We start from the raw sequence: 26,473 nt of genomic DNA on the forward strand, positions 1-26,473 counted from the left end.
TGGCGTGAGACTCAGAACGCCGCGATGCCCGTGATCGCCCGGCCGAGAATGAGGGCGTGGATGTCGTGCGTGCCCTCGTAAGTGTTCACCACTTCGAGATTCACCAAATGGCGGGCCACGCCGAACTCGTCTGAAATGCCATTGCCGCCGAGCATGTCGCGCGCGGTGCGGGCGATGTCCAGCGCCTTGCCGCAGTTGTTGCGCTTGAGCAGCGAGGTGACTTCGGGCGCCGCCGTGCCGTCGTCCTTCATGCGCCCCAGGCGCAGCACGCCTTGCAGCCCGAGGCTGATGTCGGTCGCCATGTCGGCCAGTTTTTTCTGGATGAGCTGATTGGCCGCCAGCGGACGGCCGAACTGCTTGCGGTCGAGCACGTACTGCCGCGCACGGGCGTAGCAGTCTTCCGCCGCGCCCATCGCACCCCAGGCGATGCCGTAGCGCGCGCTGTTCAGGCAGGTGAACGGGCCTTTGAGTCCGCGCACCTGCGCAAAGGCGTTTTCCTCGGGGCAGAACACTTGGTCCATCACGATCTCGCCGGTGATCGAGGTACGCAAGCCGACCTTGCCGTGTAGGGCTGGTGCGCTCAACCCCTTTGCCCCTTTGTCGAGCACGAAGCCGCGAATCTCGCCCGCGTCGTCCTTGGCCCAGACCACGAACACATCGGCGATCGGGCTATTGCTGATCCACATCTTGTTGCCAGTGAGCGCATAGCCGCCGGGCACGGCACGGGCGCGCGTGCTCATGCCACCGGGGTCGGAGCCGTGATCGGGTTCGGTCAGCCCGAAGCAGCCGATCCATTCGCCGCGGGCCAGCTTGGGCAGATACTTCTGCTTCATCGCTTCGGAGCCGAAGGCGAAGATCGGCAGCATGACCAGCGAGCTCTGCACACTCATCATCGAGCGATAGCCAGAATCGACCCGCTCGACCTCGCGCGCGATCAGCCCGTAACCCACATAGTTCAGCCCGGCGCCGCCATAGGCCTCGGGAATCGTCGGGCCGAGCAGGCCGAGCGCTCCCATTTCGCGGAAGATCGTCGGGTCGGTGGTTTCATGGCGGAAGGCGCTGAGCACCCGCGGCGCGAGCTGGTCCTGGCAATACGCCTGCGCGGCGTCGCGCACCGCCCGTTCGTCGGCGCTGAGTTGGGCGTCGAGCTGCAGCGCATCGTCCCATTGAAACGCGGGTTTGGAGGAGGCCATGGGTTTTCCTTGCAGGAGAAATCAATCAGGGGCAAATCATCTTACGGCGGGCGCCCGGCCCGGCCACGTTCTTCCCAGCAGCAGCCGGTAAAGCCGCATCATCCCCCAGAAAAACAGCAGGGGCAGCACCACGGTTTGTATCAAAAAGACGGCCGCCAGGGTGATGAGATGCGACACGATGCCGCTCGCCTTGGCCTGCAGCGCCTGCACCTGCTGGCCGATGTCCTGCGTCTGCGACCACAGTTGTCTGAGCTTGTCCAAGGCCCCGCCGTCGGCCTGCGCCGCCGTCTGCGCTTCAGAGGCTGCGGAGGTGGACAGGCTGACCTGCTGCTGAGCGGCGGCGTAGTCGCGCGCCATCAGCAGCGAATAGGTCAGCTCGCTGGCCAGCGAGGCGGCGGGCACACTCAGGCTCAGCACCAACAGGCCAACCGACAGCCGCGCCAGCCAGGGCGGTGCGCGGCGCTCTCGCAGCACCAGCACAGCCCAGGCCAGAAACAGGGCGGAGAGCACCACCGCCAGCGGCCAGGCGCTGAACACCGAGATCAGCACTTGCTGCATGGCAAACGACAAAGTCGCCACCAGCATGACGGTGGAAAACTGCTCGACCAGATCGTCCAGCGGGTCGAGTGCCGCGCCCGGCTGCACCGAAGCGCCCGCGCCGATCTGAAAACTCACCGACGCACTCTTGGCCACGCTGAGCACGCCGTTGAGCGCCCGCGCCGAAGCAAACGTCACCAGCGCGCGCTGCAGTCCCGACTCGACAGACCGCTGCGCCGTGGCTTGCAGCGGACGCCACCACACCAGCGCCAGAACCAGCGCGAACACCGTCAGTAACGCTGCCTTCCTCTGCTTGCTCTCCATGATGCATTCCCTCGAAAAATCGCCCAACGCCCAGCATAGAAGGAAGTGAGTTGGGTCTGCACGCATAAGGGACGGCGGTGTTTTGCCGTCTAGGCGGCGAATGGCGCTGCTTCAAACCAGCCTCGATCGCGCGTCTTGCCGCTCAATCCCTCAGGCTTGCATCAGCGCATGAGCAAACGCCGGGTCGCCCCTCGGGCGCGCAGCAGCGCCGGACGCCTACAAAACCGAGGCCGCCGCCAGATCCACCCGGTTGCGGCCGTTTTGTTTGGCCTGGTACATGGCCGTATCGGCACGGCCCAGCGCGGCTTCCAGAGTGCTCTCGCCAAGCTGCAGAACGGTGACGCCGATGCTCAGCGTCATCGGCACCCGCAGCCCCTGGATGCGTAGCGCATGTCGCGACACCGACAGGCGGATGCGATCAGCCAGTTCATACGCGTTTTCCAGGCTAGTGGCGGGCAGAAAGACGGCGAACTCCTCGCCGCCGATCCGCCCGATCACGTCGCCCTCGCGCAGCGCGGCGTTCATGCGATTGGCCAGTTGCACCAGCACGGTATCGCCCACGGCGTGGCCGTGCGCGTCGTTGACGCGCTTGAAGTGGTCGGCGTCGATCAGCAGCAGACTGGGCGCTTGGTCGCGGGCTGACTGCAGCAAGGCATTGGCGCGCTCAAAAAAGCCGCGGCGGTTGTAGAGCCCGGTCAGCGCGTCGGTCTGGGTCATGCGGGTGAGCGCCTGCTCGCGCTGCTTGCGGTCGGTGATTTCCACCAGGCTGGTGAGCACCGCGGCCTTGTTGTCGTAGCGCAGGCTGCTGGCGGCCAGCATGACGTGGATGTGATTGCCGCTGGAGGTGAGCATGCGCACATCCACAGGGCCCGCTTCGCCGCGTGCTTTCAGCGCATCGGTCACGGCGCTGCGAGCACGCGCGTCCGCGTAAAAATTCGAGGCATAGGCAGAGCCCGGTTCAGTGTGGCGCCGTTCCGGGTCGAGCAGGGCCTGAGCGGCGCGGTTGAATCGCAACACCGAGCCGTTGTCTTGCTGGCTCAGGACCAGCGGCACCGGGCAGACCTCGAACAGATGGCGCAGATTGCTCTCGGCGGTGCGGCGCTCCCGCATTTCTTTTTCCAGCCGCTGGCGCTCGAGCCAGAGCAGGCGGCCGGAGCGGGCGTTGTGGGCGGCAGTCATCCATCCCAGAATGTGCACATACAGCGCGATGACCAGCAGCGCGCTCAGGTCGCGCCACGAGGCGTGATGCCACCCGTAGGCCTGAATGAATAGGCTGGCGGTGCCCAGCGGCAACAGCCAGAAGTTGACCGGGCTGAGCATGGGCACGAAGGCATAAGCCGACGCCACTATGAGCAGGCCGGTCAGCCCCTGATAGGGTGAGAACTCGCCATAGCCCAAATTGACCAGACGCAAGGCGACGATGACCCCGAGTTCAAACAGAATCAGCGCCGTGCGCAATTGCGCCGGACGCGCGACAGCGCCGGGTCGCGCCACGCGCCAGAGATACAGGCCCAGCGCCAACACGGCCAGCCGCACGGCCAGCAGCCAGAAGAACGGGGGGCTGTCGTGCAGCTGGGTCCAGTCGACGATGCTGCCGAGCAAACACACCAGACCGCCCAACAGCCCGAGCAGGCGCAACCGCGCGGCGATATCGGGCCAGAGATCATGCACATAGGCGTGCTCGTCCTGTCTGCGCAGAAACAGGCCGAGTCGGCCGATGGGTGGCGAGGCTTCGCCGGTCAGGCGTGCCGACTCGCTGCCGCTGACGGCAGAACGGGGCTCAAGACTGCGGCGAGGCCAGGGGGTCATGTGCGCAACGGCAAAAATCAGGTGGCTGAGAGCGCCCCCAGACCTGCCGCGTTCGCGTCAGGCCCCCCGTGGGGGATGAGAAAACTTGGGGCGGCCCGGCATTTTCTCATGAGGGAAATGTAAACATTGTTCCTGAACTCGGCGGCAGGCGTCTCGGGAAAATGTCACAGCGCAGCCTGTTTTTCGCAATGTCCTACGCACCCGCCTTTTTACCGGCGGAACCGCGCACAGGCGCGCCGGTTGCGCAACGAATCAACCGCGGCTGTACGCCAGGCCCGAGGCCACGCCGCCGAACAGGTCGCCGACCACCAACTCCACGCCGTCGAACTCGGCCTGCAGTGCGCGCTGAAAAGGGCGCAGCGCGCTCGACCCGCCGGTGAGGTAGATCGCATCGAGTGCGCCGCCGCCCAGGCCCGCGCGCTGCACGCAGTCGCGGGCGCAGGCCACGGTACGCGACAGCAAATCCGCCAGATGATCGCGCAGATCGGCGGGGGTGAGCGAAGCCTGCAGCCCCCTCTCGATGAACGATAGCGTGATGGCCGTATCGGCATCGTCCTGCGAGCAGCGGATCTTGGCCTGCTCGACCTCATGCGCCAGCCGGTGCCCCTCGCGGTGGCGCAGCACCGTCATCAGTCGCTCGTGCAGTTGGGGCTCGGCATAGTCTTCGCGCAGCGCCTGCGCCTGGCTCAGCGCGCGCGGCAGATACAGCCACTGGATCAGGTGCCGGGTCGAGAGATCGAAAAACACGCGGCTGGGCACCTCGCGCTGCTGCGGCCCCAGGTGGCGGTAGCCCAGCAGAGGCATGGCCCGCTCCAGACTGAGCTTGTGGTCGAAATCGGTCCCGCCGATGTGCACCCCGGTAGTGGCGAGCACGTCGGCGCTGCGGTCGGCTTGCGCTCTGCGCTGCGGGCCCAGTCGCACCACGGTGAAGTCGGACGTACCGCCGCCCACATCGACCACCAGCACCAGACTCTCGCGCGACAGACGGCGCTCGTAGTCGAGCGCCGCCGCAATCGGCTCCAGTTGAAACGTCACCTGCTCGAACCCCACCGCCAGGGCGGCCTCGTGCAGCGAGCGCTGCGCCTGCGCGTCGCGCTGCGGGTTGTCGTCGACAAAGTGCACCGGTCGGCCCATGACCACCCGCGTGGGCGCGCGGCCCAGCGCCTGCGCCGCACGTTGGCGCAACTCGGCAAGGAAGGTCGCCACGATGTCCTGAAAGCTGACCTGCTGGTGGTTGACCTCGGTCTTCTCCAGCAGCAGCGGGCTGCCCAGCAGGCTTTTGAGCGAACGCATCAGCCGTCCTTCCGAGCCGCTGAGGTATTGCCGCACGGCGTCGCGCCCGAAGTGCGTGCGGTGGTCTTCCGCGTTGAAGAACACGGCAGTGGGCATGGCCAGCGCTTCGCCCTCCAACGGAATCAGACGCGACAGTCCGTGTGGCTCCGCCCAAGACACCGCCGAATTGGAGGTGCCGAAATCAATCCCGAGCGTGCCGTGTAGAGGGGACATCATGAACAAAAGTGAGGTTGCCGCAGTGCTGCACGCGATGCAGCGGGCTGCGCAGTTTACTCACCTTGAACCCAGATCTTCCATCAGGCGGGGCTTCGCCCCTACACGGGCGCTGGCGGGCGCGAGTTTGAGAATCCAGGGCGTCTTCGCCCCCGCGCTTCGCGCCCATAGCGATGGCTATGGGCTTGTCACGCAGGGCCAAATCCACCCCACCCCAACCCTCCCCACAAGTGGGGAGGGAGTGATTTCACCTCCCCCACGCCGGGGGGGAGGTCGGGAGGGGGATCCCCAACCCGCCGCGCCATCAACCCGTGTCCCCATGGAAAATCTGGGTTGAAAGAGCGGTATTTGTGCGGCGGGCTAACTGGCGCGACGCAGAGGCGGGTTTGCGCGCGCGCACAAAAAAACCGGGATAAAAACCTTCCCGGCGAAGTCCAGCCAAGCCGGTCTCGGCTCGCGCCTCGACCGGCTTCCTCAAGGTTCAGGCCAGGTCGAATCGATCCAGATTCATCACCTTGCCAAATGCCGCGGCGAAGTCGTGTGCGAATTTTTGCTGCGCATCGCTGCCGGCATACACCTCGGCAATGGCGCGAAGCTGGGCGTTGGAGCCGAACATGAGATCGACCGTGGTGGCCGTCCACTTCAGCGCCTCGGTCTTGCGGTCGCGGCCCTCCATCACGCCTTCGGTTGCGGTGCGCTCCCACTTCGTGCCCATGTCGAGCAGATTGACGAAAAAGTCGTTGCTCAGGGTTTCCGGTCGCTGGGTGAACAGGCCGTGGTGCGATTTGCCGACGTTGGTGTTCAGCGCGCGCATGCCGCCGATCAGCACCGTCATCTCGGGCGCGCTCAGGTTCATCAACTGCGCCCGGTCGACCAGCAATTCAGCGGCATAACCGGCATAGCCCTTGCGGGTGTAGTTGCGGAAGCCGTCGGCCTTGGGTTCGAGCACGGCGAATGACGCCACATCGGTTCGTTCCTGCGTGGCGTCGGTGCGGCCGGGTGAGAACGGCACCTCGACGTCGACCCCGCCCTTCTTCGCCGCCGCTTCCACCCCGGCGCAACCGCCCAGCACGATCAGGTCGGCCAGCGACACTTTTTTGCCACCCGCGGCCTGCGCGTTGAACTCTTTCTGGAGGGCTTCGAGCTTGGACAGCACCTTGGCCAGCTCGGCGGGTTGGTTGGCTTCCCAGTCTTTCTGCGGTGCGAGGCGAATGCGCGCGCCATTGGCGCCGCCGCGCTTGTCGCTGCCGCGGAAGGTGGAGGCCGAGGCCCAGGCGGCGCCGACCAGTTGGGGGATGGACAGGCCGGAGGCGAGCAATTTGGCCTTGAGCGCCGCAATGTCTGCCGCGTCGATCAGCGGATGATCGACCGCAGGCACCGGGTCTTGCCAGATCAGCTCTTCCTTGGGCACGAGCTTGCCGAGGTAGCGGGTGCGCGGCCCCATGTCGCGGTGCGTGAGCTTGAACCAGGCGCGGGCGAAGGCGTCGGCGAACTCGTCCGGGTTGGCCATGAAGCGGCGTGAGATCTTTTCATAGATCGGATCGACGCGCATGGCCATGTCGGCATCGGTCATGAGGATGGGCACCTTCTTCGACGCATCCGCCGCTGACGGGGCCATGTTCTTGTCGGTGTTCTGCTTGGGCACCCATTGATGCGCACCCGCCGGGCTTTTGACGTTTTCCCATTCATTGCCGAACAGCACCTCGAAGTAGCTCATGTCCCACTGCGTCGGCGTGGGCGTCCAGGAGCCTTCCAGGCCGCTGCCGATCTGGTCGCCGCCCTTGCCGCTCATGTAGCTGCTGATCCAGCCCAGTCCCATCTCCTCCACCGGCGCCGCCTCGGGCGCTGGGCCGACATGCGTGGCAGGCCCGGCGCCGTGGCATTTGCCGAAGGTGTGACCGCCGGCGGTGAGCGCCACGGTCTCTTCGTCGTTCATGGCCATGCGCGCGAAGGTTTCACGCACCATCTGCGCCGAAGCCAGCGGATCGGGCTTGCCGCCCGGCCCTTCCGGGTTGACGTAAATCAGCCCCATCTGCACGGCGGCGAGCGGGTTTTCGAGATCGGCTTGCTGCGTGCCCTGGCGCGTATCGCCCAGCCAGGTGTTCTCCGAACCCCAGTAAGTATCTTCTTCCGGTTCGTACACATCGGCGCGTCCGCCACCGAAACCAAAGGTCTTGAAGCCCATCGAATAGAGGGCCACATTGCCCGCGAGAATGTACAGATCGGCCCAAGACAGCTTGCGGCCGTACTTCTGCTTGATCGGCCACAGCAGACGACGCGCCTTGTCGAGATTGACGTTGTCGGGCCAACTATTGAGCGGCGCGAACCGCTGATAGCCGCTGCCCGCGCCGCCGCGTCCGTCGCCAATGCGGTAAGTGCCCGCGCCGTGCCAAGCCATGCGGATGAACAGCGGGCCGTAGTGCCCGTAGTCCGCAGGCCACCAGTCCTGCGAGTCGGTCATCAGCGCCTTGAGGTCTTGGATCACGGCGTCGAGATCGAGCGTCTTGAACTCTTCGGCATAGTTGAATGCCTCGCCCATCGGATTGGAGGCTAGCGCGTGTTGGTGCAGCATTTTGAGGTTGAGCTGGTTGGGCCACCAATTGGCGTTGCCCATCGCCCCGGCGACAGTCTTGGTGTGGGTGCTGTGCGCCACCGGGCATTTCAAATCGTTCGACATGGTTGTCTCCTTGAGGTTGTCATCGCTTCGAGGTGCTTGATGCGACCGTTGCAGCTTAGGGCGCAATAATTGAAAAGAACAATTAAAAGTTCCAATGCGATTGATTGAGTAAAACTAGGCAAAGGCCGGATTGGCGCCTTGCTGCGGCGCCGTTCAAATGGGTTGAAAGTTCAGCAGGGTTCCACTTCAAGACGCAAGTTGGTGACTTATTTCCTGTTTTTATCGGGTGTTGTATGAAACGATGGCCCACTGTTCCCGTGTTTGTGCCGTTCTTTCGTACGTACGACCTCGCCTTGGTGAAGGGCGTACTTATCCCGCCATTCATTCAGGGGGGCGGGTTTCTTCACAGTCGTAATTATTTGTATAGTGGTTTTAACGATTTCGAGCCCTTTTTGGGCTTAAGACAATCTGTACAGCAACTTTCCAGAATCGCATGGCTGATTCCCCTCCCACGGCTCCAAGCGCACTCAAAAGCTACGCGCGCACCTCCGCTTTAGCGGTGGCGCTCGGCAGTGGGGTGTCGCACTGGCTAGCGCATCGCCATCCTGTGCGCCGCATCCTCATGCTGCACGGCGTGGGTGGAAGCACGATGCCTCCAGGAGATTTCCACCGCATGCTGGCGTGGTTGAAGCAGCGCTATGCCATCGTGCCGCTCGATCTCATGGTTCGAGAGATTCTGGACGGTGTGCCCGCGCCCGCTGGGGCCGGCCGCAGCCAGCTCGCCATCACCTTCGACGACGGGCTGTGCAATCAGTACCGCATCGCCCGCCCCATCCTCGAGCAACTTGAGATACCGGCCACGATTTTTGTCTGTCCTGGCCTGGTGGATGCCAGGCAGTGGATGTGGAACCACGAGGCGCGCGCCCGGTTGAAGCGTTTATCAAATGAAGGGCTGATGGAGTGTGCGCAGACCTTGAATTCGCCTGCGCATCACCTCGAAGGTTTCATTGCCTGGATGAAAACCCTGTCGCTGCCGCAAAGACAACATGCGCAGGACGTTCTGCGCGATTGCACGCCGCGCTTCGTGCCCATCCCTGCAGAGCACGAGGCTTACGACATGATGAGCTGGGATGAGGTGCGCGCCTGCGACCATGGCTGTCTGACGATAGGTTCGCACACCCTGACTCACCCCATCCTGCCCACGCTGACAGAAGATGAAATCCAGCACGAGTTGCAGGACAGCCGTGAGCGACTGGAGACTGAGCTGGGCCGAAGGGTCGATTTGTTTTGCTACCCCAACGGTTCGACGGATGAGCGAGTGCGGAAGGTCGCCCGCTCGATCTACCGCGCGGCCGTGACGACTGAAGAGGGCATGGTGTCGGCCGAGGTCGATCCGATGGCCATTCCGCGCATTCCTGTGACATCGCATCTTCCCCTTCTGGCCTGGCGCATGCACCGGCCTTGGGCCTGAGAAACTTGAATTCGCGCATTGGCGCCCCGCTTCGCGCCACGTCTGATCCATGCAAATTGAACTCATCACCACGACGCCGGCCTTCGACGCCCTGGAGCCCGAGTGGCGCGCCATCGAGGGGCTGACCCCGCGAAACAGTCTGTTTCTCAGCTGGGATTGGCAGCGTCTGTGGTGGTCGCAATATGGGGCGGGGCGGCAACTGCAGATTCTGGTGGCTCGGTCTGGCGGTCAGGCCGTGGGCATTCTTCCGTTGTATCTGGAGACGCACCGCGCCTTCAAGATCCTGCGCGTGCGTAAGCTCAGGCCCCTCGGCTCCGGAGGCGATACCGCGCCCGACGATCTGGGCATGTTGTTCGATCCCGCCCACGAACAGGCCGTTGCCAGAGCGTTCGTCGACCATGTGCTCAACAACGTTTTCGGTTGGCAGTTGCTCGATCTCGTCGATTTGCCCGCCGATTCGGCCTTGGTGACTTGCTGGACGCAGCAAAGCACACAGATTTCAGGCTCGATCGAGCGCACGCCGGTGAACCGCATCATCTACGGCGATTTGCCGCCGGACTGGGAGCGTTATCGCAAAGGACTCAGCCGTAATCGACGTGAGGTTTTAGGTCGGAAGCGCCGAAAATTTGAAGCGCAGCCAGAAGCGCGTTTTTTTCAGATCCAACAAGACGCGCAAATCGATTGGGCGTTTGAGCGGCTCGCCGAGTTGCATCGGCTGCGCTGGCAAGGGCGTACCGAAGAACTCAGTTTCACCTCGCCGCAGTACCTTGAATTCCATCGCGCCCTCATGCATGCCCTGCTGGCGCAGGGCCGGTTGCGCCTGTATGGGCTGGAGATGAATGGGCAGACCATTGCCATGTTCTACGGCTTTCGTCATGGCGCGACGCTCTACTACTTTCAGGCTGGATTCGATCCTCAGCACCTTGCGCTCAGCCCTGGGGAAGTGCTCATGGGGTATGTCATCGAAGCGGCGATCGGGGAACGTTGCACGCGCTTCGACATGCTCAAAGGCGACTACGACCACAAGCGGCACTACTTTCAACAAACCCGCGAGACACTCGGCTTGCGGGTTCATCGCCCAGGCTTGATTCACTGGCTTTACCGCGTCAAGGCAAGGTTTGCTGCAAACCGCGCTGCGGCAGAGCCTACCGAGGACATGGACGTTGTGGAAACGAAGCTCACCGCACACCCCGTAGCCGAGTAGACGAGCCCATGAACGCCGATTCGAGTAGGTCAGGGACTGCCGACCCGGAAGCCTTGGTTTCCGTGGTCATCCCGGCGTACAACGCCCGCAACACCCTTGCGCAAACGCTCGACAGCCTGTTCGCCCAGACGCACCGAAATCTCGATGTCGTGGTCGTGGACGATGGTTCCACCGATGGCACGGCGGAAGTTCTGGAGGCTTATGCAGGGCGGGTGCGGACGATCCGACAGACCAATGCGGGTATAGGCGCGGCGAGGAATACGAGCGTGCAGGCGGCTCGGGGCGACTACATCGCACTGCTCGATGCCGACGATCTGTGCCGCCCGGATCGCATCGCGATTGAACTGCGCTACCTCCAGTCGCACCCCGACATCCTGCTCTGCAGTTCCGATTTCAGCGCCTTCGACGAAGCCGGCCCCCTGGCGCCCGCCTCTTATTGCGGCGTCTATTACTCCCGCTGTAGCCCGCAACGGGGCGGCCTGAGGGCGCGGTATCCGCAGGCAGAAACTTTTGCCTTGCTACCGGAGGAGAGTGTGCGGCAGAACGGCCAAATCGTCATTCCGATTTACTGGGGAGAGGTTTACGACGAACTGGTGCAGGGCAATTTCATCCATCCCCCCACGGTGATGTTCCGCCGGGACGCACTGCAGCGCGCCGGGATGTTCGATCCCGAGATCAAGATCGTCTGCGAGTGGGAATGGTTCGTGCGCGTGGCTCGAGCCGGGCCCGTGGCGCATCTCGACATTCCCTTGCTCGATTACCGCCGCAGCCCCACCCAGATTTCCTCCAGCCCGCGCACGGCGCTGGATTCACTTGCGGTAGCCAAGAAAATCTATGCGCGCGACAGCCAACCCGGCCAGCGCCGTGATCGCCGTTCGCTGCGTCACCTGGGGGCGCTCAGCCTCAGCGCGGCCGACATGCTGGCCGAGCTTCAGCCCGAGGCGGCTTTCGGTCTGCTGACCAGCAGCGTCTTTGTCTATCACACCTTCAGGGGGCAAACGCTGCGCACCTTGTTTAAGATCATGCTGCCTTCCGGGCTGCTCAACCTGCTGCGGCGCGTACGCGCTTGAACCGCCCGGCGCGCGGCGAGTCGGCGGGCGCAACCGGCTACTTGGCTCCAACCTAGCTTCAAACTCATTCCTACTGATGACTGTTTCCCTTTCCCGTGGCTCCGCGGTCGAGTCGGGCGCGATGTCGCCCGGCCTCACCGCAGACGATTTCGACTTTCACCTGCCGCCCGAACTGATCGCCCAGCATCCGCCGGCGCGGCGCAGCGACAGTCGCCTGCTCGATGCGGGCAATCCGCCGGCGCTGATCGACCGTGGGTTTCGCGACTTGCCCGGTCTGCTGCGCGCAGGCGATCTGGTGGTGTTCAACGACACCCGGGTGATTCCGGCGCGGTTGTGGGGCTTCAAGGCGGCCGGGGAGGCCGGTGCCGCTTTGGGCGGCGCGGTGGAAGTGCTGGTGGAGCGGGTGCGGGCGGACAACCGGGTCTGGGCGCATGTGCGGGCGAGCAAATCGCCCAAGCCGGGCCAGGTTTTGTGGCTGGGGGCGGCTCGACCCGATGCCGCGGCAGGCGACGAGCCGCACGCATCGGCGCCGCTTTTCGCCGTGACGACCGTGGGCCGGGCCGGGCCGGATGGTGGCTTGTTTGAACTGGAGTTTCCAGCCGAGCCTCTGGCCTTGTTGCAGCAGTACGGTGCGGTGCCCTTGCCGCCCTACATCACCCACGCGCCGGGCGGTGACGATGTGCAGCGCTATCAGACGGTGTATGCGCAGCACCCCGGCTCGGTGGCGGCGCCCACGGCGGGGCTGCACTTCGACGAGGCCATCCTGGCGAAAATCGACGCGATGGGCGCGCAGCGCGCAGCCGTCACCCTGCACGTGGGGGCGGGCACGTTTCAGCCGGTGCGGGTGAACGATCTGCGGCAGCACCAGATGCACAGCGAGTGGTACACCGTGCCCGAGGCGACCGCGCAAGCGATTGCCAAAGTACGGATGCGGCAAGCGCAGGCGCGCGCGGCAGGCCAGATGCACGCCGCCCCGCGGGTGGTTGCGGTGGGCACGACGGCCATGCGTGCGCTCGAATCGGCCGCGCTGGCGGCGGAAGCCGCCGGGGCCCCAGACGGCGCCGTGCTGCCAGGCGCCCGCGATACCGCGCTGTTCGTCACGCCGGGATATCGCTTTCGCGTGGTGGACGCGCTGCTGACCAATTTTCATCTGCCCAAGTCCACCTTGCTGATGCTGGTGTCCGCCTTTGCCGGCATGGACACCATCCGCGCCGCCTATGCCCATGCCATTGCCCAGCGCTACCGGTTTTTCAGCTACGGAGATGCCATGTGGCTGACCCGTCAGGATTTGCGTTGACGCAAAACCATCCCGGTGTCATGCGCCCAGAATGAACAACCAATTCAGACTGGACGCCATCATGGAACAAATCCTCTCCCCCCGGTTCATGCAGGACCGGCATCAACACCGCACCGAGCATATGGCGGCCATTCGCCAGCGCATTCAGTCGCACACCGCCCAAGCGCTCAGCGCCGAGGAAGAGCATGACCTGCTGCACATGTGCGAAGAAGAGAAAATCGCCCGCGATGTCTATCTGCAACTCGGCGAGCGCTGGGCGCTGCGGCCTTTGGTCAACATCAGCGGGGCCGAGCAGGCGCACATGGACGCCATCGCCGCGCTGCTGACGCATTACGACCTGCCCGATCCGGCGCAGGGCTTGGCGGTGGGCGAGTTTCGCACGCCCGACTTTCAGACTTTGCACAACCAGTTGGTGGAACGCGGCCTGCGCAGCGAGCTCGACGCCATCAAGGTTGGGCTGCTGATCGAAGAGCTGGATATTTTTGATTTGGTAGAAGCGCGCAGCCGCGCCCGTCAGCCGGAAATTCTGGCGGTTTACGACGACCTGGAGCGCGGCTCGCGCAATCATCTGCGCGCGTTCTTCCGCCATCTGCAGCGGCATCGCGGCGAGTATGTGCCGCAATACCTGAGTCTGAGCGACTTCGAGGCCGTGGCCTGGAGCGAACGCGAAGAGTGCTGATGTCTTAGATGCTTCAGGACTGCGCTGCCGCCACGGCGGCGCGGGTGTTCTCCACGATGCCTTTGAGCGCCTGATCCAGCAGGGTCTGCGCGCCCTGCGCGAAGTGCGCGGCGTCGTTCACGGCAATGGTCTGGCTGCCGTCGAAATGCCAATGCGCGGCAATGCGGCTGGTGCGCTGGTTCGCCAGATCGCACACCAGATCCAAGTGCACGGTGCCCTGATTCGCATGAACATCGTGCTCCAGCCGGTTCAGCTTGCAGTGCAGCGTCCACGGCGCGTTCACCAGCACGGCCTGCTGTTGCACGGCGCTGATCCACGGCTGGCGGCTCAGGGTGCGGGCGATGGCTTCGCCCACGAGCTGGGCCGGCGGGGCGAGCCAGCGGCTGTCGCGGTAGGGTTCCAGCGTGTCGGGGCTGCGGCTGTACATCATGGCGGGCGACTGAAATCCGGCACTGGCGCGGACCGGCAGGAGTTGAATCACCGTGGCTTGCGGCAGCGGCGCGGTGCGGATCTCAGTGGCGGTCAGGCGGTAGGTTTGCTGCACCGGCGCACGATTGACGGGCAGGGCGCAGGCGGCCAGGGTCAGGCTGGCCAGGCTCAGCAAAGCGGCCAGGGCGGCGCGGCGCAGCGGCAAAACAGAAGAGACGGTCATGGTTTTTCTCCCGGGCCCGGCGGCGGCAAGGCCGGGCCGTACAGCAGTTGGCTGGGGTTGGCTTTGAGGTTTTCGGTCAGCGCGCCGAGCTGGCTGCTGAGCTGCTGCAGATTGCGCGCCAGCGCGTCCACTTCGGGCAGGGTGCGGGTCTGAAGCTGAGTCATGGCCTGCACGCCAGCCTGGGTGAAAGCGGTGGTGGTGTCGCCGGCCTGGGCAACGCTGTTGGCGGCGGCGCCGATCTGCGGCATCGAGCCGCCTAGCTGGGCCGATACGCCATCGAGCCGCTTCACCAGCGCCTGGCTTTGCAGCATGAGCGCGCTGCCTTGCGCACTCATCTGCGTCAGGTTGGCGCTGGTCTGGCGGGCGTTGGCAAACATCTGATTGATGTTGTTCTGATTGGCCGCCAGAGAGGCGGAGAGGGTCTGCAGATTGCGCAGCGTGTCGCTGATCGACTGCACATTGGCCGGGCTGAGCAGCGCGTCCACCCGCTGGCTGATGCGCGCCAGGGTGATGGCCGCGTCGTTGATGCCGCCCTCGATCTGGGTGAACACCGAGGGCTTGTAGGGAATGACCGGGTCGGGCTCGCCGGGCGGGGTGGGCAGCGGTGTCGACGAGGCGCCGCCGATCAGGTTCACCGCCGACAGCCCGGTGACGCCCAGCGGACTGAGCTGCGCCACGGTGTCGCTGCGCACCGGCACCGCGCTGTCGATCTCGACCTTGATGCGGATGAGGGCCGGGTTTTTCGGGTCGATCTCGATGCTTGCGACCTTGCCCACGGTGACGCCGCGGTAGAGCACATTGCTGTCGGTTTTCAGGCCGCTGACGTTGTCGGTGGCGTAGATCAGATACGGCCGGGTGGCGGTCTGCTTGCCGCCGGTGGCCAGCCACCAGCCCAGGCCGCCGAGCAGCGCGCCCAGCAGCACCACGAACAGGCCGACGGCGGTGTAATTGACTTTCGATTCCATGTCCTACCTCGAAAGGGTTTCGTGCAGATAGGCGGCCGAACGGCTGCCGCGGAAATAAGCAACCAGCTCAGGCTCGTCGCGCTGCGCCAGTTCTGCAGCGGGGCCGACCGCCAGCATTTTTTTGCGGGCGAGAAACGCCACCGTGTCGCTGCCGTGCCAGATGGAGTCGAGATCGTGCGTGACTTGCAGAATAGTCAGCCCCAGCAGGTCGCGCAGCTCGCGAATGAGCTGGTCGAACGCCACGCCGCCGATCGGGTCGAGGCCCGAGGTCGGTTCGTCGAGCACCAGCAGTTCGGGGTCGAGCGCCAGCGCGCGGGCCAGCGCGGCGCGCTTGACCATGCCGCCCGAGAGTTCAGCCGGATATTTGTGCGCCGCATCGGCAGGCAGCCCGGCCAGACCGATCTTGAGCATGCCCAGTTCGGGCAGCAGGCGTTTGTCCACCAGGCCTTGCTCGCGCAGCGGCAGCAGCACGTTTTCCAGCACGGTCAGGCCGGTGAATAGCGCGCCGCCTTGGAACAGCACGCCGATGCGCTGGCGCAGCGCTTGCCGCTGCGCTTCGTCGGCCGCCAGCGCGTCCTGCCCGAACAGCTTGAGCGTGCCGCCGCTGGGTGCGCGCAGCAAGAGCAGGCTGCGCACCAGCACCGTCTTGCCCGAGCCCGAGCCACCCACCAGCGCCATGATGGCGCCGCGCGGCACGGCCAGGTTCAGGCCCTCGTGCACCACCACGTCGCCGAAACGGTTGACGATGCCTTGCGCGTCGATGACCAGATCGGCGGGTTTGTTCATAGGTGCAGCAGGTTGTAGAGCACCGAAAAACTGGCGTCAATCACGATCACCAGAAAGATGGCCTGCACCACGCTCACCGTGGTGGCGCGGCCCACCGCCGCCGCGCTGCCCGCAACGCGCAGGCCCTGCATGCAGCCCACCAGGGCGATGACTACGGCGAACACCGGCGCTTTCACCAAGCCGAGCACCAGGGTTTTGAGCCCCACCACCTGCGGAATGCGCGCGACGTATTCGCTCAGCGGCACGCCATAGCCGACCGCGGCCACGACTCCACCGCCCGCCAGCCCCATCACATCGGCAAACAGCGCCAGCAGCGGCAGGGTGATGACCAGGGCGATGACCTTGGGCAGCACCAGCATCTCAAATGGCGACAGCCCGAGCGCGCGCAGCGCATCCACCTCTTCGGTGATGCGCATGGTGCCGATCTGCGCGGTGTACGACGAGCCGGTGCGCCCGGCCACCAGAATGGCGGTGAGCAGAGGCCCGAGTTCGCGCAGGGTGATGATGGACACCAGATTGACAATGAGAATGTTGGCGCCATAGGTCGCCAGCGTGGCCCCGGCCTGATACGCCATGACCATGCCGATGAGAAAAGACAGCAGGCCGATGATGCCGATGGCGCGCAGCCCCGCCGCGTCGATTTCGTGGATGACTTCGCGCCAGCGCACGCGCCAGGGCTGCAGCAGCAGCGGCGCGCCACGCCACACCAGTTCGCCGACGAAGGCCAGCAGCGCGCGCAGTTCGTCCAGCGCAATGAGCGTGGCGCGGCCGATGTCGCCCAGCAAGCCGAGGCGGCGCGCAGCGGGCGGCAACGCCAGCGCGCGCTGGCGCACCAGATCGAGCAACTGCTGCTGCGGCGGGCTCAGGCCGCTGGCGTCCACCGTGGCCCCGGCGCTTTGCCACTGCGCCATGCTGCGCACCAGCAGCAGCGCGCCGGGTGTGTCGAGTGTGGTGGCGCTGGCGTCGAGGGTGACGTGCCGCGTGCCTGCGGGCAGATGGGTGTTCGGCTCGCGCGCCAGACCTTGCGCATTCCACGCGCCCTGCAGTCGGCACACGCGTCGCTCAGGCGCGTCCTCCTGCGCCATCCAGTTCAGGGTGGCGGGGGCGTCGGCGGTTGAAGGGGCGATCATGGCGTGCATAGGTTAGCGGATCGGACGAAGCGCGCCACGGCAAGTCTGAAACAATATCGCCCATGCTGCAATTCACCGTTCACCACACCGCAGGCCAGGCCCGCCGCGGCACGCTCACCCTCAATCACGGCCGCATCGACACCCCGCAGTTCATGCCGGTGGGGACTTACGGCACCGTCAAAGGCATCACGCCCGATGGCCTGAAAGCGGCGGGCGCGCAGATCATTCTGGGCAACACCTTTCACCTCTGGCTGCGGCCGGGGCTCGACGTGGTGCGGCAGTTCGGCGGTCTGCACCGCTTCATCGGCTGGGACGCGCCCATCCTCACCGACAGCGGCGGCTTTCAGGTGTGGAGCCTGGGGGCGATGCGCAAGATCAGCGAGGAAGGCGTGCGTTTCGCCTCGCCGGTGAACGGCGACAAGCTGTTCCTCACCCCCGAGGTGAGCATGCAGATCCAGACCGTGCTGGGCTCCGACATCGTCATGCAGTTCGACGAATGCACGCCTTACGACGTCGATCGCGCCGGGCAAAAACACATCACGACCGAAGCAGAGGCGCGCGAATCGATGGAACTGTCGCTGCGCTGGGCCGCGCGCTGCAAGGCCGAATTCGCGCGGCTGGAAAACCCCAACGCCCTGTTCGGCATCGTGCAGGGCGGCATGTTCGAGCCGCTGCGAGACGCTTCGCTAGACGGCCTCGCCGCGCTCGATCTGCCCGGCTACGCCATCGGCGGCCTGAGCGTGGGCGAGCCCAAAGACGACATGCTGCGCCTGCTGCGCCACACCGCGCCGCGCCTGCCCGCCCACAAGCCGCGTTACCTCATGGGCGTGGGCACGCCGGAAGATTTGGTGGACGGTGTGAGCGCGGGCATCGACCTGTTCGATTGCGTCATGCCCACACGCAATGCGCGCAACGGCCACCTGTTCACCCGCTTCGGCGATCTGCGCATCCGCAACGCCCGCTTCAAGCAGGACGAACGACCGCTTGACGACACCTGCACCTGCGCCACCTGCCGACAGTTCTCGCGCGCCTATCTGCACCATCTCGACCGCTGCGGCGAAATGCTGTTCGGCATGCTGGCCACCACGCATAACCTGCACTACTACCTGCAACTCATGCGCGGCATGCGCACCGCGCTCGACGCCGAGGCTTTCGACGCCTTCGTCGCTCAGTTCCACGCCGACCGGGCGCGCGGGGTGTGATCTCACCTCCCCCACGTCGTGGGTGAGGTCGGGAAGGGGACGGCCCAGCCCGCCCCCCGAGGGGGATGAGGCCCACGGCTCCAAGCGGCCCTGCGGCAGCTTGGACGGAGCCGAATCCGAGCGGCTTGCAAGCCGCGAGGTGGACAAGGAAGCTTGGGGCGGCCCGGCGTTTCCTTGAGAGGTTCTCTTAACCGGCAGCCAATTGCGTTGCCATGCGCCCGACCGCGTGCAAGGCTTCTTCCTGCTCGCCCGTCCAGCGTTCACCGCCGTTGAGCCACAGGCAGTTGCGGTAAGCGCGTGAAACGCGGATTCAATCCTTGAGCGTCACCCCGTAGCCCTCGTCGGAGACGGCCTTGACCAGCGCTTCGGGTGCGGCGCTGCCCTGCACGGTGGCGCGGCCGCTGGCCAGATCGACCTGCGCGTCCTGCGTGCCGGGGACGGATTTGAGCGCCTTGGTCACGGCGGCGACGCAGTGGCCGCAGGTCATGCCGGTGACTTGAAGTTGCACGGTGTTCATGAGTTTTTCTCCTATTGTGGTGGCTAGAGATCAGGCGGGTTGGGCGAGGGCGTCGCGTACCTTCATCAGCTTTTCGCAGACTTCCTTGGCAATGGCGTGCACTTCGGGTTTGTCGATCAGGCCGAGCACCGAGGTGGGGTTCATGAAGTCGACCACGATCTGCTGGTTGGCCGCGTCTTCGCGCACCACCACATTGCACGGCAGCAGCGCGCCGATGTGCGGATCGAAGTCGAGCGCCTTCATGGCATAGCCCGGCGCACAGGCGCCGAGGATGCGATAGGGCGGGCGGTCGACGCCGAGCTTGGCCTTGAGGGTGGCCGACACGTCGATGTCGCTGATGATGCCGAAACCCTGCGCCTTCAGCGCTTCGGTGGTGCGGGTGATGGCGTCGTCGAAGGCGCAGCAGGCTTGGGCGGAAAACACGATGGAGGGCATGTCAAAGCTCCTTTAGGGGGTGTGGATCAAGGCAGAAAGTGGGGCTGATTGTGCCGATGAATGAGCCTGCGGCGCCTGCCAGGGGGAAAGGCGTTTGAGCCGCAGGCTGTTGCCCAGCACGAAGACCGACGACAGCCCCATGGCCACTCCGGCCAGCATGGGGTGCAGGTGCACGCCCCAGGGCGCGGCGATTCCAGCGGCCAGGGGAATGAGCACGATGTTGTAGGCAAACGCCCAGAACAGATTGCCGTGGATGGTGCGTAGGGTGCTGCGGGCGGTGTCGATGGCGCTGGGCAGCGCGGCGAGATCGCCGCGAGTCAGGCTGACATCGGCGGCTTCGATGGCGACGTCGGTGCCGCTGGCCAGCGCCAGGCCCACATCGGCCTGGGCGAGTGCGGGGCCGTCGTTCAGCCCTTCGCCAACGAAGGCCACGCGCCGCCCCTGCGCCTGCAGTTCGGCGACCACGCGGGCTTTGTCTTGCGGCAACACTTCGGCATGGACGGAGACCCCCACGTTCGCATGCGCTCGCTGCCCCCCGAGGGGGCCATCCCCACCCCGGCCCTCCCCACTGGTGGGGAGGGAGTGATCACTCCTCCTCCACGCCGTGGGGGAGGTTGGGAGGGGGAGATGCCCGCCTTGAGACGGCTCGGCGGCGGGGACGGAGACCCCCACGCTCGCATGCGCTCGCTGCCCCCCGAGGGGGCTGCCCCCGCCTTGAGGCGGCTCGGCGGCGGGGGCGTCATGAATGCCCAGCGCATCGGCCACGGCCTGCGCGGTGCGCCGGGCGTCGCCAGTAACCAAGGCAATGGACAGGCCGCGCTGGCGTAGCGCCTGCACCACGGCGACGGCCTCGGGCTTGAGGGGATCAGAAATGCCCAGTACGGCGATGCAATTCTGATCTTGCGCCAGAAACACCGCGGTCTGGCCTTGGGCTTCGAGCGCGTCGGCCTGCTCGCCCAGGGTATTCAGCGAGATGCTTTCGCGCTCCATCAGCCGCCGCGCGCCGAGCAGCAGGGTGTGACCGTCGAGGGTGGCACGCACGCCGTAGCCGGGAATGGCGGCGAAGTTCTGCACGGTGGGAAGGGTCAGGCCGCGTTGCGCGGCGGCGTCGTGCACCGCGCGGGCCAGCGGGTGCTCGGAGTCGGCTTCCAGCGCGGCGGCGAGGCGCAGCGCTTCGGTGTCTTGCAGCGTGCTGTGCAGCGCGGTGAGCGCCGGTTTGCCGAGCGTCACGGTGCCGGTTTTATCGAGCAGCACGGTGTCGATGCGGGACAGCGCTTCCAGCGCTTCGCCCTTGCGGAACAGCACGCCCATTTCGGCCGCGCGGCTGCTGCCCACCAGAATGGCCGCCGGGGTGGCGAGACCCATGGCGCAGGGGCAGGCCACCACCAGCACGGCGACTGCCGCAACCAGCGCGGCGCTCACGTCACCGGTGAGCGCCAGCCAGACGGCGAAGCTGGCCGCGGCGATCAGCAGCACGACGGGGGTGAACACGGCCACCACCCGGTCGGCCACGCGCTGCACCGGCAGCTTGCCGGTCTGCGCGTTTTCCACCAGCCGCACGATCTGCGACAGCACGGTGTCCTTGCCCAGTGCGGTGGCTTCGATCACCAACCGGCCCTCGGCATTGACGGTGCCGCCGACTACCCGGTCGCCCGGCTTGCGGCGCACCGGCACGGCTTCGCCGGTGAGCATGGATTCGTCCACATGGCTGTCGCCTTCGATCACGCTGCCGTCCACCGGCAGGCGCTCGCCGGGGCGCACCAGCACGCGGTCGCCGATGCGCAGCGCGGCGAGGCTGACCTGTTGTTCTGCGCCTTGTGCGTCAAGACGGGTGGCCTGCTTGGCCTGCAGCCTGAGGAGTTTGTGGATGGCGGTGGAGGCGCGGCCCTTGGCCAGTTCTTCCAGATATTTGCCCGCCAGAATCACCGCCACCACCACGGCGGCGGAGTCGAAATACACGTGCCGTGACTCGGCGGCAAACCATTGCGGCGCCAGCAGCACCAGCGTGCTGTAAGCCCAGGCCGCTCCGGTGCCGGTGGCGACCAGCGAATTCATGTCGGGCGAGAGATGGCGGTAGGCGATGGCACCGGTGCGGAAGAACCGACGCCCGGGGCCGAACAGCACGGCGCTCGTGAGGACGAACTGCACCCAGTCCCAAAAACGCGGAACGGGTGAGACACGCAGCAGCGCGGCGTCGAGCGCGGGCCAGAGCATGGGCAGCATCGACAGCAGCAGCACGGGAAGGGCCAGCGCGGCAGCGAGGAGCAAGCCGCGCCGCATGCGCGCCAGATTCCGGGCGTGGGCGGCCGCGCTGGCGTCTTCGGCGGCGGCATCGCCCTCTTGCACTGGACGGGCGCCGTAGCCCGCGTCCACCACGGCCTGCGCCAGAGCTTGGGCGTCGAGCATGGCGGGCAGATAACGCACCTGCGCGCGGTTGACCGCCAGATTCACCGTAGCCGACAGCACGCCGGGCTGCTTGCGCAGCGCACGCTCCACCCGGCCGACGCAGGAGGCGCAGGTCATGCCTTCCACGTCCAGCGTGGCTTCGGCGACGATCGGGGTGTAGCCCGCGGCGCTCACCGCATCGGCAATGGCTTGCGGCGTGGCGGCCTGCGGGTCGTATGTCACCTCGGCCTGCGTGGTGGCGAGGTTGACGCTGGCGGCTTGTACGCCGGGAAGCTTGTTCAGGGCGCGTTCCACCCGAGCGCTGCATGAGGCGCAGGTCATGCCGCCCACATCGAGCCGCAGGGTCTGGCCCGCGGCCGGGGCCTTGCCGGATGGCTCTGGTGTCTCCGGTAGATCCACCGGGCAGGCGGCCAAGTCTGGTGTGGGGGAGGTAGGCGCTTTCATGTCGGCTCTCCATTTCGTAAGGCGCCGAGGATGGGGCACTGCGCCGTGGGGCCGTGGCCGGGGCAGGCGTCGAGCAGGGTCTGCAGACCTTTTTTCATGCGCTGCAGATCGTCCATCTTGGCGTCGATCTCGGCCAGTCGCTGCGCGACGAGGGTGCGCACCGCGCCCATATCGGCCTCGGGCCGGGCGTGCAGCGCCAGAAGCTCGCCGATCTGCGCCAGCGAAAACCCCAGCGCCTGCGCCCGACGGATGAAATCGAGCCGCTCGATGGCCTGCGGCGCGTACAGCCGGTAGCCGCTGGCGGTGCGCTGCGTTGGAGCCAGCAGGCCCAGACGTTCGTAGTAACGCAGCGTTTCCGCGCCCAGTTGCGCACGCTGCGCCAACTCGCCAATGGTGAGCTGGGACGATTCAAAGCGGGCTTGAGGGAGCGGCATGGTGCGGCGCGGGCGGGTACGGTGGAGAGGCAAACTTTACATCTTACTAAAGACTATAGGGTTGGAATGGGATCCGTGGTTGAAATGAAAATCAGCCGGGCGGATCAGCGGGCGCTCAAGAACCCGCCGCCATTTTCCGGCGCAGCACCCAGGCGACGAAGCGCCGCCCGTACACCGGCTGCGTTCGCACCAACCAGGCCACCACCAGGGCGTTGAACACGGCCACGGTGAGCAGCAGCATCGGCACGCCCACGCCTGCGGTGAGCAACACGGCGCAATACGCCGCGCAGGCAATCATGAACAGGGCGTTGAGCATATTGCTGGCAGCGATTACGCGAGCGCGGTGGGTTTCGGCCACGCGGTGCTGAATGAAGGCGTAAAGCGGCACGCTGTAAATCCCGGCGCTGGCCGAAACCAGCAGCAGATCGACCATCAGCCGCCAGTGCTCGCCTTCGCGCAGGAACAGGGTAAGGGTTTGCAACTGCCCGTTGTGTGGCAGATTTTGCGTGGCAAAGTAGAGGTCGATGCCGAACACCGACATGCCGATGGCGCCGACCAGCACCAGGCCGATTTCCACCCGGCCATGCGCCATCCACTCGCAGGCCACCGAGCCCAGGCCGATGCCCACGGCGAAAATCACCAGCAGCAGTGACGCCACCGCTTCGCTGCCGTGCACCACCTCGCGGGTGAAGATCGGAAACTGGGTGAGGAAGGCCACGCCGTAGAACCACATCCAGGCAATGGCGATCAGCGCCACGAGCACCGGTCGGTCGGCCGCTGCGAGCCTGAGGCTGCGCGCCGTTGCGCTGAACGGATTCCAGTTGATGCGGGTGTCGCTGCACAGCGGCGGGGTGCGCGGCACAAAGCGCGCCATCGTCCAGCCGGCCAATGCGACGACAAGACAGGCCACCCCGGCAAACACCGGCCCTTGCGGATAGGTCATCAACACCCCGCCAATCATGCTGCCCAACAGAATGGCGACAAAGCCGCCCATTTCCGTCATGCCGTTGCCGCCGGTGAGCTCGGCCGTGTGCAGGTGGCGCGGCAGATAGGCGAACTTCACCGGCCCGAACAGGGTGGAATGCAGCCCCATGCCCAGCACGCACAGCAACAGCAGCGGCACGTTCACCGTAATGAAGCCCCACAGCGCCGCGAGCATGATGACAATCTCGAAGGTCTTGATGCGCCGCATGATGACGCCCATGTCGCACTTGTCCGCCAGTTGCCCGGCGGTGGCCGACAGCAGCACGAAGGGCAGCACATACAGCGCGGCGATCAGGTTGACCATCAGCCCCGCGGGCAGCCCGGTCTGCGCCTCGGCGCGGTAGGTCACCAGCATGGTGAAGGCGAACTTCAGCAGGTTGTCATTGCCCGCATTGGTGAACTGCGTCCAGAAAAACGGCGCGAAACGGCGCTGCCCCAGCAGCTTGAACTGGTTGACAGACAGCGGCGGATCGTGGGACGGAGGCGTGGAAGACATGCGTGATGCGGAAAAAACTCCGGCATGTTCGCACAGTCGGTCAAACCTGTTTGATCACGCCCTTTGCCGCGCCCAGGCCAGAAAGCGCTGGCCGTACAGCGGCTGGCGCCAGATCAGCCAGAGCGCGGCCACTGCATTGAGCAGCGCCACGCTCAGCAGCAGCGCGGGCACGCTCACCCCGGCCACCAGCAGCGCCGCGCAATAGCCCGAGCACACCACCATGTAAATCGCGTTGAGAATGTTGTTGGCCGCAATCACCCGCGAACGGTGCGTGGCCGGGGTGTGGTGCTGGATCAGGGCGTAGAGCGGCACGCTGTAAATCCCGGCGCTGGCCGAGAGCAGAAACAGGTCGAGCATCACCCGCCAGTGTGCCGGATCGCGCACGAAGGGCAGCACGCCTTGCAGCGCGGCTTCGTGCGGCAGGTGCAGCGTGGCGAAATACAGGTCGATGCCGAACGCCGTCATGCCGATGGCGCCCAGCGGCACTAGGCCGATCTCCACCCGCCCGCGCGCCAGCCATTCGCAAGCCACCGAGCCCAGCGCGATGCCGATGGAAAACACCGCCAGCAACAGCGAGGCCACCGCCTCGTTGCCGCCGAGCACATCCTTGGCGAACACCGGAAACTGGGTGAGAAACGCCACGCCGTAAAACCACATCCACGAAATCGCCAGCAGCGCCTGCAGCACCGTGCGGTCGGCGGCGGCCAGCCGCAGATTGCGCGCGGTTTCGGTGAACGGGTTCCAGTTGATGCGCAACTGCGGGTCCACCGCGGCGGTGGGCGGAATGAAGCGTGCCGCCGTCCAGCCCAGCAGCGCCACGGCCACGCAGGCTAGCCCGGCGATCAGCGGGCCGCGCTCAAAGGTCATCACCAGGCCACCGGCCAAATTGCCCAGCAGAATGGCCACGAAGGTGCCCATCTCGGTCATGCCATTGGCGCCGGTGAGTTCGGCGTTGTTCACATGCTGCGGCAGATAGGCGTATTTGGCCGGGCCGAACAGGGTGGAATGCAGCCCCATGCCAAAGGCGCAGGCCAGCAACGCGGGCACGTTGGCGGTGACAAAACCCCACAGCGCCAGCGCCATGATGGCGATTTCTAGCGTCTTCACGCGGCGCATCAGCACCGCCTTGTCATACTTGTCGGCCAGTTGCCCGCTGGTGGCGGAAAACAGCACGAAGGGCAGGATGTAAAGCGCCGCGATGAGGTTGACCATCAGCCCGGTGGACAAGGCTGATGCGGCCTCGGCCCGGTAAGCCACCATCACCGTGAAGGCGAACTTGAACAGGTTGTCGTTGCCCGCACCGCCGAACTGCGTCCAGAAAAACGGCGCGAAACGGCGCTGGCCGAGCAGGGCGAATTGATTGGGGCGGGCGTGATCGTTCATGGGCGTGCGCTGGAGCAAATAGGCCGGGCGATGGTACCGCCCGATAATTGCCGTTCATGACGACTCCACTATCGACTGCCACGCCCGCCGTGGTCAACATCTCCTGCTACAAGTTCGTCGGCCTCGACGACCTGCCCGCGCTGCAGGCGCGACTGGCGGCGCAGTGCGCGGCGCTGCAACTCAAGGGCACCATCCTTCTCGCGCCCGAGGGCATCAACCTGTTTCTCGCCGGATCGCGCGGCGCCATCGACGCCATCATGGCCACCTTGCGAGCCGACGCCCGGCTGGCCGACCTCTGCCCGAAGGAATCGCTCTCTGCACCGCAGCCCTTCAAGCGCATGAAGGTGAAAATCAAGCGCGAGATCATCACCCTGAACCGCCCGCAGATCCGCCCCGAAGCCGGGCGCGCCCCGGCGGTGACGCCCGAGCGCCTGCGGGCCTGGCTCGACGCCGGATGCGACGACGAAGGCCGCCCGGTCGTGCTGCTCGACACCCGCAATGCTTTCGAGCGCGATCTCGGCAGCTTTGCCGACTGCGTGGACTTTCGCATCGGCAAGTTCAGCGAATTCGCCCCCGCTGTCGAAGAGCACGCTGCCGACTTCGCCGGGCAGACCGTGGTGACCTTCTGCACCGGCGGCATCCGTTGCGAAAAAGCCGCGTTGCTGATGCAGGACTGCGGCATCGAGCACGTCTATCAGCTCGAAGGCGGCATCCTCAAATACTTCGAGCAGGTTGGCGCCGCGCACTACCAGGGCGGCTGCTTTGTGTTCGACGAACGCGAAGTGCTCGGCTCCGATCTGCGGCCCAGCGAGGGCGCCATCGCCCCGCCCGCTGCGCCGCAGCATCGTTAAAAGTTACAACCCTTACATCTCTTGCGCTGAATCAAAAAAATAAAAAAACGCCGCATTAAGCTGCCTCCATAACTGCTGCAT

At 65.6% G+C, this 26,473-nt stretch carries 21 protein-coding genes and 1 pseudogene; 7 read left to right on the top strand and 15 right to left on the bottom strand.

What is annotated here, in order from left to right; all coding sequences use genetic code 11:
• Positions 1-11: 11 nt before the first annotated feature.
• From THI_RS01340 to katG, 5 genes are all read right to left on the bottom strand, one after another.
• A complete protein-coding gene (locus tag THI_RS01340) occupies positions 12-1,193 on the bottom strand; it encodes an acyl-CoA dehydrogenase (protein WP_013104424.1) in 1,182 nt (393 codons plus the stop codon).
• A gap of 36 nt (positions 1,194-1,229) precedes the next feature.
• Complete coding sequence (locus tag THI_RS01345) at positions 1,230-2,054, bottom strand: hypothetical protein (RefSeq protein ID WP_013104425.1); 825 nt, start codon at positions 2,052-2,054, stop codon at positions 1,230-1,232.
• Positions 2,055-2,270: 216 nt separating this feature from the next.
• Positions 2,271-3,863 carry a sensor domain-containing diguanylate cyclase gene (locus tag THI_RS01350; protein WP_013104426.1) on the bottom strand — a complete coding sequence of 531 codons (1,593 nt, stop codon included), beginning with the start codon at positions 3,861-3,863 and terminating at the stop codon, positions 2,271-2,273.
• A gap of 252 nt (positions 3,864-4,115) precedes the next feature.
• Complete coding sequence (locus THI_RS01355) at positions 4,116-5,372, bottom strand: Hsp70 family protein (protein ID WP_041608848.1); 1,257 nt, start codon at positions 5,370-5,372, stop codon at positions 4,116-4,118.
• Positions 5,373-5,850: 478 nt separating this feature from the next.
• Positions 5,851-8,046, bottom strand: coding sequence for a catalase/peroxidase HPI (katG, locus tag THI_RS01360; RefSeq protein WP_013104430.1), 2,196 nt, complete (start codon positions 8,044-8,046; stop codon positions 5,851-5,853).
• A 433-nt stretch (positions 8,047-8,479) separates the two neighbouring features.
• On the opposite strand from katG, the gene THI_RS01365 reads away from it, so the two are divergent.
• The 5 genes from THI_RS01365 to THI_RS01385 all read left to right on the top strand — a co-directional run bounded on the left by THI_RS01365 (position 8,480) and on the right by THI_RS01385 (position 13,707).
• The gene (locus THI_RS01365; RefSeq protein WP_013104431.1) at positions 8,480-9,457 is read left to right on the top strand and encodes a polysaccharide deacetylase family protein; all 978 of its coding nucleotides are present in this window, start codon (positions 8,480-8,482) and stop codon (positions 9,455-9,457) included.
• A 49-nt stretch (positions 9,458-9,506) separates the two neighbouring features.
• Complete coding sequence (locus THI_RS01370) at positions 9,507-10,661, top strand: GNAT family N-acetyltransferase (protein WP_013104432.1); 1,155 nt, start codon at positions 9,507-9,509, stop codon at positions 10,659-10,661.
• Positions 10,662-10,669: 8 nt separating this feature from the next.
• A complete protein-coding gene (locus tag THI_RS01375; protein ID WP_013104433.1) occupies positions 10,670-11,731 on the top strand; it encodes a glycosyltransferase family 2 protein in 1,062 nt (353 codons plus the stop codon).
• Between the two features lie 121 nt (positions 11,732-11,852).
• Positions 11,853-13,028, top strand: coding sequence for a tRNA preQ1(34) S-adenosylmethionine ribosyltransferase-isomerase QueA (gene queA, locus THI_RS01380; RefSeq protein WP_013104434.1), 1,176 nt, complete (start codon positions 11,853-11,855; stop codon positions 13,026-13,028).
• Between the two features lie 61 nt (positions 13,029-13,089).
• Entirely contained in the window at positions 13,090-13,707 is a 618-nt protein-coding gene (locus THI_RS01385; protein ID WP_231836306.1) for a DUF2202 domain-containing protein, read from the top strand.
• A 13-nt stretch (positions 13,708-13,720) separates the two neighbouring features.
• On the opposite strand, the gene THI_RS01390 is transcribed toward THI_RS01385, so the two are convergent.
• From THI_RS01390 to THI_RS01405, 4 genes are read right to left on the bottom strand one after another with little or no spacing between them, the layout of a single operon-like run.
• The gene (locus THI_RS01390) at positions 13,721-14,359 is read right to left on the bottom strand and encodes an ABC-type transport auxiliary lipoprotein family protein (RefSeq protein ID WP_041608849.1); all 639 of its coding nucleotides are present in this window, start codon (positions 14,357-14,359) and stop codon (positions 13,721-13,723) included.
• Entirely contained in the window at positions 14,356-15,324 is a 969-nt protein-coding gene (locus THI_RS01395; RefSeq protein WP_013104437.1) for an MlaD family protein, read from the bottom strand. The genes THI_RS01390 and THI_RS01395 overlap by 4 nt, the downstream gene beginning before the upstream one ends.
• A gap of 3 nt (positions 15,325-15,327) precedes the next feature.
• The gene (locus THI_RS01400; protein ID WP_013104438.1) at positions 15,328-16,110 is read right to left on the bottom strand and encodes an ABC transporter ATP-binding protein; all 783 of its coding nucleotides are present in this window, start codon (positions 16,108-16,110) and stop codon (positions 15,328-15,330) included.
• Positions 16,107-17,240 (bottom strand): MlaE family ABC transporter permease, encoded by a 1,134-nt coding sequence (locus tag THI_RS01405; RefSeq protein WP_231836308.1) that lies wholly within the window; start codon positions 17,238-17,240, stop codon positions 16,107-16,109. The genes THI_RS01400 and THI_RS01405 overlap by 4 nt, the downstream gene beginning before the upstream one ends.
• Before the next feature lie 62 nt (positions 17,241-17,302).
• Here THI_RS01405 and tgt point away from each other — a divergent pair, with 62 nt between their 5' ends.
• Positions 17,303-18,442, top strand: a complete 1,140-nt coding sequence (gene tgt / locus THI_RS01410; protein WP_013104440.1) for a tRNA guanosine(34) transglycosylase Tgt — start codon at positions 17,303-17,305, stop codon at positions 18,440-18,442.
• 310 nt (positions 18,443-18,752) lie between these two features.
• Here the strand turns inward: tgt and THI_RS01415 are convergent, their stop codons facing one another.
• From THI_RS01415 to THI_RS01440, 6 genes and pseudogenes are all read right to left on the bottom strand, one after another.
• A complete protein-coding gene (locus THI_RS01415; RefSeq protein ID WP_013104441.1) occupies positions 18,753-18,959 on the bottom strand; it encodes a CopZ family metallochaperone in 207 nt (68 codons plus the stop codon).
• Positions 18,960-18,989: 30 nt separating this feature from the next.
• Positions 18,990-19,394, bottom strand: a complete 405-nt coding sequence (locus THI_RS01420; protein WP_013104442.1) for a DUF302 domain-containing protein — start codon at positions 19,392-19,394, stop codon at positions 18,990-18,992.
• A 12-nt stretch (positions 19,395-19,406) separates the two neighbouring features.
• On the bottom strand, positions 19,407-22,244 hold the full coding sequence (locus tag THI_RS01425) for a heavy metal translocating P-type ATPase (RefSeq protein ID WP_013104443.1): 2,838 nt from the start codon (positions 22,242-22,244) through the stop codon (positions 19,407-19,409).
• Complete coding sequence (locus THI_RS01430; RefSeq protein ID WP_013104444.1) at positions 22,241-22,678, bottom strand: heavy metal-responsive transcriptional regulator; 438 nt, start codon at positions 22,676-22,678, stop codon at positions 22,241-22,243. The genes THI_RS01425 and THI_RS01430 overlap by 4 nt, the downstream gene beginning before the upstream one ends.
• A 115-nt stretch (positions 22,679-22,793) precedes the next feature.
• The gene (locus tag THI_RS01435; protein WP_013104445.1) at positions 22,794-24,158 is read right to left on the bottom strand and encodes an MFS transporter; all 1,365 of its coding nucleotides are present in this window, start codon (positions 24,156-24,158) and stop codon (positions 22,794-22,796) included.
• Positions 24,159-24,218: 60 nt separating this feature from the next.
• A pseudogene (locus THI_RS01440) lies at positions 24,219-25,541 on the bottom strand (MFS transporter); the annotation flags it as partial.
• 56 nt (positions 25,542-25,597) lie between these two features.
• On the opposite strand from THI_RS01440, the gene THI_RS01445 reads away from it, so the two are divergent.
• Positions 25,598-26,392 (top strand): sulfurtransferase, encoded by a 795-nt coding sequence (locus THI_RS01445; protein WP_013104447.1) that lies wholly within the window; start codon positions 25,598-25,600, stop codon positions 26,390-26,392.
• Positions 26,393-26,473: the final 81 nt, after the last annotated feature.

It is taken from the genome of Thiomonas arsenitoxydans (assembly GCF_000253115.1).
GTDB lineage: Bacteria > Pseudomonadota > Gammaproteobacteria > Burkholderiales > Burkholderiaceae_C > Thiomonas > Thiomonas arsenitoxydans.

Coding starts and splice junctions, on each gene's coding strand:
- THI_RS01340 (WP_013104424.1), bottom strand. CDS start 1,193: ATGGCCTCCTCCAAACCCGCGTTTCAATGGGACGATGCGCTGCAGCTC.
- THI_RS01345 (WP_013104425.1), bottom strand. CDS start 2,054: ATGGAGAGCAAGCAGAGGAAGGCAGCGTTACTGACGGTGTTCGCGCTG.
- THI_RS01350 (WP_013104426.1), bottom strand. CDS start 3,863: ATGACCCCCTGGCCTCGCCGCAGTCTTGAGCCCCGTTCTGCCGTCAGC.
- THI_RS01355 (WP_041608848.1), bottom strand. CDS start 5,372: ATGATGTCCCCTCTACACGGCACGCTCGGGATTGATTTCGGCACCTCC.
- katG (WP_013104430.1), bottom strand. CDS start 8,046: ATGTCGAACGATTTGAAATGCCCGGTGGCGCACAGCACCCACACCAAG.
- THI_RS01365 (WP_013104431.1), top strand. CDS start 8,480: ATGGCTGATTCCCCTCCCACGGCTCCAAGCGCACTCAAAAGCTACGCG.
- THI_RS01370 (WP_013104432.1), top strand. CDS start 9,507: ATGCAAATTGAACTCATCACCACGACGCCGGCCTTCGACGCCCTGGAG.
- THI_RS01375 (WP_013104433.1), top strand. CDS start 10,670: ATGAACGCCGATTCGAGTAGGTCAGGGACTGCCGACCCGGAAGCCTTG.
- queA (WP_013104434.1), top strand. CDS start 11,853: ATGTCGCCCGGCCTCACCGCAGACGATTTCGACTTTCACCTGCCGCCC.
- THI_RS01385 (WP_231836306.1), top strand. CDS start 13,090: ATGGAACAAATCCTCTCCCCCCGGTTCATGCAGGACCGGCATCAACAC.
- THI_RS01390 (WP_041608849.1), bottom strand. CDS start 14,359: ATGACCGTCTCTTCTGTTTTGCCGCTGCGCCGCGCCGCCCTGGCCGCT.
- THI_RS01395 (WP_013104437.1), bottom strand. CDS start 15,324: ATGGAATCGAAAGTCAATTACACCGCCGTCGGCCTGTTCGTGGTGCTG.
- THI_RS01400 (WP_013104438.1), bottom strand. CDS start 16,110: ATGAACAAACCCGCCGATCTGGTCATCGACGCGCAAGGCATCGTCAAC.
- THI_RS01405 (WP_231836308.1), bottom strand. CDS start 17,240: ATGATCGCCCCTTCAACCGCCGACGCCCCCGCCACCCTGAACTGGATG.
- tgt (WP_013104440.1), top strand. CDS start 17,303: ATGCTGCAATTCACCGTTCACCACACCGCAGGCCAGGCCCGCCGCGGC.
- THI_RS01415 (WP_013104441.1), bottom strand. CDS start 18,959: ATGAACACCGTGCAACTTCAAGTCACCGGCATGACCTGCGGCCACTGC.
- THI_RS01420 (WP_013104442.1), bottom strand. CDS start 19,394: ATGCCCTCCATCGTGTTTTCCGCCCAAGCCTGCTGCGCCTTCGACGAC.
- THI_RS01425 (WP_013104443.1), bottom strand. CDS start 22,244: ATGAAAGCGCCTACCTCCCCCACACCAGACTTGGCCGCCTGCCCGGTG.
- THI_RS01430 (WP_013104444.1), bottom strand. CDS start 22,678: ATGCCGCTCCCTCAAGCCCGCTTTGAATCGTCCCAGCTCACCATTGGC.
- THI_RS01435 (WP_013104445.1), bottom strand. CDS start 24,158: ATGTCTTCCACGCCTCCGTCCCACGATCCGCCGCTGTCTGTCAACCAG.
- THI_RS01445 (WP_013104447.1), top strand. CDS start 25,598: ATGACGACTCCACTATCGACTGCCACGCCCGCCGTGGTCAACATCTCC.